The organism is Syntrophorhabdus sp. (assembly GCA_012719415.1).
In the GTDB taxonomy this organism is placed as follows: Bacteria; Desulfobacterota; Syntrophorhabdia; order Syntrophorhabdales; family Syntrophorhabdaceae; genus Delta-02.
Window position 1 is genome coordinate 1 of the sequence record JAAYAK010000116.1, and the last position, 6,634, is coordinate 6,634.

General features: G+C 60.1%; 5 protein-coding genes. 1 reads left to right on the forward strand and 4 read right to left on the reverse strand.

Annotated features, from left to right (window positions below):
* The 4 genes from GXX82_07095 to GXX82_07110 form a co-directional block, all read right to left on the reverse strand.
* On the reverse strand, window positions 1–578 hold a 578-nt coding region (locus GXX82_07095; protein NLT22795.1), incomplete at its 3' end, for a tetratricopeptide repeat protein.
* 26 nt (window positions 579–604) lie between these two features.
* Window positions 605–1,855, reverse strand: a complete 1,251-nt coding sequence (locus GXX82_07100; protein ID NLT22796.1) for a caspase family protein — start codon at window positions 1,853–1,855, stop codon at window positions 605–607.
* Window positions 1,856–1,863: 8 nt separating this feature from the next.
* Window positions 1,864–2,676 (reverse strand): hypothetical protein, encoded by an 813-nt coding sequence (locus GXX82_07105; GenBank protein NLT22797.1) that lies wholly within the window; start codon window positions 2,674–2,676, stop codon window positions 1,864–1,866.
* A 14-nt stretch (window positions 2,677–2,690) separates the two neighbouring features.
* The gene (locus GXX82_07110; GenBank protein NLT22798.1) at window positions 2,691–3,557 is read right to left on the reverse strand and encodes a DUF4384 domain-containing protein; all 867 of its coding nucleotides are present in this window, start codon (window positions 3,555–3,557) and stop codon (window positions 2,691–2,693) included.
* Window positions 3,558–3,992: 435 nt separating this feature from the next.
* On the opposite strand from GXX82_07110, the gene GXX82_07115 reads away from it, so the two are divergent.
* On the forward strand, window positions 3,993–6,634 hold a 2,642-nt coding region (locus tag GXX82_07115), incomplete at its 3' end, for a hypothetical protein (protein ID NLT22799.1).

A 6,634-nucleotide genomic window follows, 5' to 3' on the forward strand; every position in this document is an offset into this window, starting at 1 on the left:
AGGTTGTTGATGTCGGGGTCCTTCCTCAGGCTGTCGTAGTCGTTGAAACCCTTGGAGAGAGCGGCATCGAGCTCGTCCAGACCGTAGTCGGTGTTTCCCATGAGTGAATGGACGGACGCGAGATTATACCGGATGGTGGCGCTGTCCGGTTTGATCTCCTTGGCCTTCTTGAGGTCGTCGAGGGCCTTGTTGTTCTTCTTCTGAAGCATGTAGGCAACGGCCCTGTTCGAATACGCCTCCGCGTAGTTCGGGTCCTTGGTTATCGCGTTCGAGAACTCGGCAATGGCATTGTCCAGGTTTTCGTTGAAGACGCTTTTCGAGGTGGCGTTCTTCGCGATGCTCACGTAGCTCATGCCCTGTTTCAGGTGTGCCTTCACCTCCTGGCTGGGTTCTCCCGAGGCAGGCTTTGCGGCTTCGGCGGGAGCGGCGGCAGGCTTTTCCTGCGCGGGCGGGGGTGCCGGCTGCTGCGGTTCGGCCTTCGGCTCCGACTTCGACCAGGGCATCTTGTCACATCCCATTCCCATGAGCCCCATGGAAACCACGATAGCTATGGTGGCGACTGCGATCCAATTCCTCATCTATCTGTCCTCCTCCTTATTAAATATCAGGGTGTTTTCTTGATGCGCATGTTCCAGTTGCTGTTGGTGGCCATGGCCTGCGGCGTCTGGCTGATCTCGGCCCCCTTTTCCTGCTTGACCCTCTGGGAAACGAGAGGCTTCGAGTATGTGAAGGCGTCCTTCACGGAGCCATTGTACCGCTTCAGTCCATCGACAAAATAATAGGTGAAGACGCTGTTCTTGAGGCTGTCCGATTCCCATGACTTTTCGCCCGCGCTGCTTGCCGACAGCAGCACCTTGCCGTAGCCGTCCTGGTTGTCGACGCTCTTTGCCGCTCCCGAGGTCTTCTTCGGCGCCTCATCGAGCACGATGTCCTTTGAGCCGAGAAGTCTCTTCCCGTAGTCTTTGGATATGCCGTAGCCTTCATCATCGTCGGCGCCGAGAGACTTGCCTCCGGGAGGCAGGAAGCCCGGAATGGACCGGTAGGCGCCGTTGCTGTAGCATGTGTCGAGGATCATGACGAGCCGTTTGGCCCGTAAGCCCTCGACGAAATCCTTGAGCATGTTCTCCGTGACGGCCGTGTGCCAGACACGCTCGCGGGGCTTGACCTCGGTGTCGTAGGTGACGATATGGACTCCCCCGAACTTGTCAGGGGGGGTGCCGTGACTGCTCATGTAGACGACCACCAGGTCGTCGGGACCGGCAGCGTTCTTTATCGTGTTGAGGTACTTCATGATGTTGTCCCTGGTCGCGGTCTGGTCGGTAAGATAGTAGACGTTGCTCCGCGGGAATGCCGCCCCCTGGGGATTGACGAGGAAACTGTAGAAGCTCGATGCGTCCCTGACCGTGTACTGCAGGGTTTGGATGCCGTACTTGAACTGCCCAACGCCGACAACAAGGGCGTACCGGTTCCGCACGCCCCCGGGGGCTCCTTCGGACCCTGTTTCCTTGAGGACGCGGGCACGGCTGAAGAGGCTTCCGATCCTCTTCTCCCATTCCTTGACTTTTATATTGTCCGGTGTTACCGGCGATACCCACTTGACGCCGACGACGGTCTGGGCGAGGGAGAAGGCGAGGTCGACCTGTTTGTCGTCCTCGTAGCCCCCTTTGAGCTGGACCCGCCCGTAGGAGTCGAGCTCGGCATATCCGCTCACTATCCTGTTCTGTTTGAAGCTATTGTTGATGCTGGTGAGGTGCGCGTCCGTGACCGGTGTGGTGTTCGCAAGGGCCACGCAGCTTCCCCCCACCAGAAAGAGCAGGAGAAGCGCGGCCAGTATGAGTGAGTTGCGCCGTTTCATGCTGTTCCCTACCTCACGACGGACCTGTCCGCCGTTCTTTTGAGCATCGAGACCTCTTCGACGACAAGCACGGTCTCGGTGCGGTAACCATAGATGCTGTTGATGTCGGGAACGAATGCCGAGGCCTTCCGGACGGTGAGCTCACGTTCCACCATATCGGACTTGCCTTCGGCATTGACGACGAAAGCGATCTTGTACCGGCCTTCAGGCACGTCCTTGGGGATATCGAAGTTCCCGTTCGCGATCCGTGTTCCCGGAGCCGCCGTGACCTCCTGGTCCACCTGTCCCAGGTCGACGAACTCGTTCTTCGACGGGTCGAAGTACTTGACGATGCGTGTCTCCGTGACCTTTATCTCCTTGCGGTCCGGGGGGGCCATAACATAATAGGAGCCGTCGAGTTTGACCGAACCGCCCTGAGTGACGGATTCCGGGCTCGCGTTGAAACTCTGGATCTTGATCAGGTCTCCCTGGGATTGGTTGTAGCCTATCTGCTGGGCCGTTTCCTGGTAGCCCGCCGCCGGCTGACTTTTCAGTGTCGAGTACAGGGAAAGGCACTTGCCCCAGGCATATGCGAAACCGATGCCGCCGCCGATGGCGCCGCCGATGGCGGCCCCCTTCCAGTCACCGCCGATCAAGCCGCCGATCAGCGCCCCGCCCAGGGCCCCGCCGACGGTGTGAAGGGCGATGCACTGGCTTCTTGCCCTGATGCGGTCCTCTTCGGTCTTTATCTCATCGGGGTTCGGCAGCATGGATGCGCAGGAATAAAGGAAAAAAACCCCGACGAGCACGATGGCGAATAGTCTGACGCGTTCCTTTTTCATGTATCAGGTTCTCCTTATCGGTGATTGAGTTTGATCTCGAGGGTGAGGATCTTGCCGTCCTCTATGTAGGACGCGGGCACAACCCCGTAATTCTCGCCGCCGCGGGTTTCAAGGACGATGTCCTTCCTGCCCTTGGGCTCGGGTTTCCAGCCGCTCTTCGGGGAAATGACGGCATAGCTCGTCTTGTTCCCGTCTTCCAGCGTGATATCCTTGCCGCCCGCGAGGGATGCCGTCATGACACCCGGGGGAGGAGGCGGGGGAATGTTCGCGACGTCAGCCTGTCCCGGAGGAGGCGGAGGAGGGAGGGCCGCATTGGTGCCGTCCGGAGGGGGCGGGGCCGCCGGTGCCTGTGCCATTGTCTGTCCCTGCGACGGCATGCCCATGGGGTTCGGCTGGCCGGAGAGCATGACAAGGAGCTTTTCCGTGCCCGGAGCCCCGGAGAACCTGAAGTTGCCGCCCCTGGGTATTTCCATCATCGTGCCGGCCTCGACCTGTTCGCTGCACAGGACCGTCGTATTTCCCGAGGTCCCAATGTTCATGATCGTGAGATAGCCGGGTCTGTTCGTCCTGACGAGGAGTTTCAGACGTTCTCCGGAGCGGAACGTCCTCGACCGGGGAACGATATCGAACCTGCCGTCGTCACGAAGGAGGACAAGCTTGTAGGAGATTCCCACGTACTTCTCTTTGGCAGGCGCGGCTGCCGTCTGTGTGGGGGTCTTCACCGCCGGTCCGGAGGACATCCTGACCGCCGGTCCTTCACCGCTGTCGAAGATGGCCTTTGCCCCGGAGGGCTGGCTTTTCTGGGCGAAGACATCGCCGCCGGAGCACACGATCGCGATGGCGGCAAGAAAAACGACGAGGATCGAAGGTAGTACTTTCATGAGAACCTCCCTGTTGTTAAGAAATGTTGAATTCCCCTTGCTGAAACACCATTCACTATGCAGTTGTCCCGGATCAGCGGCACCTGGTGTGCAGGCGGAATATTGCTGTGCCGTACCCATGGTGTAGCACGTAGTATAACTGGAACCCGAAAATTTTGTCAACGAAAGACCTCGGGCCCCGGGGGCAACCCTCTGTCCGCAGGGGGCAGGCGCAGCGTCATGATCCTGACAACTGAGGCCAGGCTTTCCTTTGCGGACGGGTGGTGTAGTACAGCCTAATATTAATGTTGACAACCTGAGTCCGTCGTCGATATATTGCGTCAAAAGGCAAAGGGTGCCCTCGTTGGGTATCCGTCGCTTTGCCTTTGGACCAGATGAGTCGGCCGCGGATTCACCAAGCAGTCCACATTCCAGGAAGTCCCGAAGGGGGATCGCATGCGCATTCCGAAGTCTCTGAAGATCAATCTTCTTGTCTGTGTGTTCCTTCTCGTGCCGATGCTTCTCCCCGCCGTCACGATGCCTCCCTCCCAGCTCGTGAGCGAGGCCATGGACGGCGTTCTTGTCGATATGGGCAACCCCTTCCTCAAGGTGATCAAGCAGGGGTCGTGGATATCGGGCGAGAACTACCGCAATCCCCTCACCAATCTCCTCGATCCATCCGACCACGATGCCAGGCTTTTCATCTCCCTGGACGACGTGGGGCCGGAGCGGGCGCGGGAGGTCTGGAAGGCCTACCAGGGGCGCCTGAGGAAGAAGATATTCGCCATGGCGAAAAGTGCCGGATACAGCGCCGAGGAGGTACAGCTCCTTCTCAAGTCCGTGAACTTCTACCCCCCCGCGCAGCTCCTGAAGGGGATAGAGCAGAACGAACAGGCCATCGCCAAATTTCTGAAGATGGGCAACTACCCCAACCTCCTGGAGGTGGGTGAGGAGGCCGCGGAAGGCCTCTACACGACGCCCACGAAGTTCATCCGCCAGGGATACGAGACGGGAAAAAGGGGCCAGGTCGTCGAGCTCGTGGCAGACGAGGGCTCAGACTCATACCGCCTGGTCCGGAAGGCAACGGCCGAGGCCGAGCATGTTGCCGAGACGGTCGGCGAGGCCAATCTGAAGGGATATGTCCAGTCGGCGGAGTACAGCCTGAACGAGGCGCAGAAGGCCCTGAAGGAGGGCAAGCTCGACACGGCGAAGAAGAACCTCTCCCGCGCGAAGGACCGCCTGAAGAGTGCCAGGAAACTGGGCGGTGTGAGTGCCGAAGGCGCGGCGGTCAAGGAGCTTGACGCCCTGGAAAGCCAGATAGACGATGCCATAAAGCTTGCCTTCGAATCGGCGGACGACGCGAAGGCGATGCTCGCGAAGACGAAGCAGTTCGCGAACAAGCTGGGTGGTGAGGTCATGAAGAAGACCACCGTCGACCTTGCCGCCCTGGAATCGATGGCGGTAAAGAACTCGGTGAAACAGCGGGCATTCCTGAAGGGGGTCCTGGAAGGCGAAGGCAAGTGGGCAACCCTGAGGGTGAACCTCGAGGAGGCCTCGGGCAGCGCTCTCACAACCTTAAAGAGCGGGGCACGGCTTGCGTACAGGAACTGGTTCATGTCCCTTATCGCCCTGTGGGAGCTGAAGGAATTCCCGGCGGCCATCGAAAGGGAGGGGGCGGCGAAGGCGAGCGCACGGTTGGCTGTGACGATCGCCGGCCTCGCGAACCCCACCTTCGGCTACGCGCAGCTCTTCAGCATGATATTCATGACGACGGGGGAACTCCTCGTCGACTGGATCAGCTCCTACGGGTACGGCGCCGTTGTGGGCAGACAGGACTGTATGGACCTCATCGCCGGCATGTACACGGTTCCCGGCAGGGAGCAGAACATCGAGGAGAAGGGGTGTGAACAGATACAGGACGACAGGCAGCTCGCCTGCAGGATACACGATTCCAAGGGCCTCAGAAGAAGCCTCGCGATGGGGCACAAGTTCAAGCAGGAGTTGATACCGCCCTTTATGTTGCAGCTTCTCAACTGTCACGCGAAGGCGGCGGCGAAGCACTACGACGACTACGAATCGAGCCACGACGCAGGGGTGGAGCAGGCCCTCGTCAACAAGTGTCTCCAGCCGGTCCTGAAGACCTGGCTCGACAGCCGCCAGCTCATCGTGAACGAAGCGGACGCCCTGCGGCAAACCCTGGAGGAACAGCCGGTCAGGGTCACCGCGAGGCCGTCCCGGCTCAAGGAAAAAGGTACGGTGCGGTTGTCCGCCGAGGATACGGCCGGTGTCTCCGGGGTTACGAGGGACATCGAGGAGAGAGCGAAGTGCCTGGGCGGTGTCCACGCCAAACCAGGGTCCGGAAGCGATTACATCTGGACCGTGAACGGCAGGGCTTTCGCGAAGAACTATAACCGGGGCACGGCCGAGGTTTCCCTCGATACTCCCGGCACATACGAGATATGCGTTTCCGTCGAGTACGTCTGGCGCGTGGATGGCCTGCCCATCGTGTCGACGGAGGACGGACTTTCCGGCAAGGCCACGCGGAAGGGCTGCGCGACGGTGGTGGTCGAACTGCCTCCCGAGGACAAGAAGCCGGGGGAGACGAAGGCTTCCGATACTCCGCCACCCGCCGACCCCACCGCGGGAGTGACGAAGGTCTCCCCGACGGACGTGAAGAAGGCACCACCGTCGTGCACCTACGAGTACTCTGCCTGGGGCGAATGCGACAGGACCACGAAGAAGCAGAAAAGGACCGTCACGGCGACGAAACCTGACGGATGTGTGGAAAAGAGCAAACCAGCCCTCGAACAGGGGTGTACCCCGCCGCCAACCAAAGCCGAACTGGACTCCAGGTACTACAATTGTCTCTGCCGCTGTTACTGTGGCTGGGCGGGGAATATCGGCGTTTGGTGGGATCCCGAAGGCAAGTCCAAACCGGAAGCTCCGAGCAGCGGTCCCTGTTTCGGCGGGGCCGGGGCAGCTGGCAATTCCAGGAGGCACAACTTCGGCGCTCCCAACGATTGCGCGAAAAAGTGCTGGGAAAGCGCCTACGGCAAGGGGACCTGGGACCCGAAGAAAGCCGACGAGATGAGAAGGGA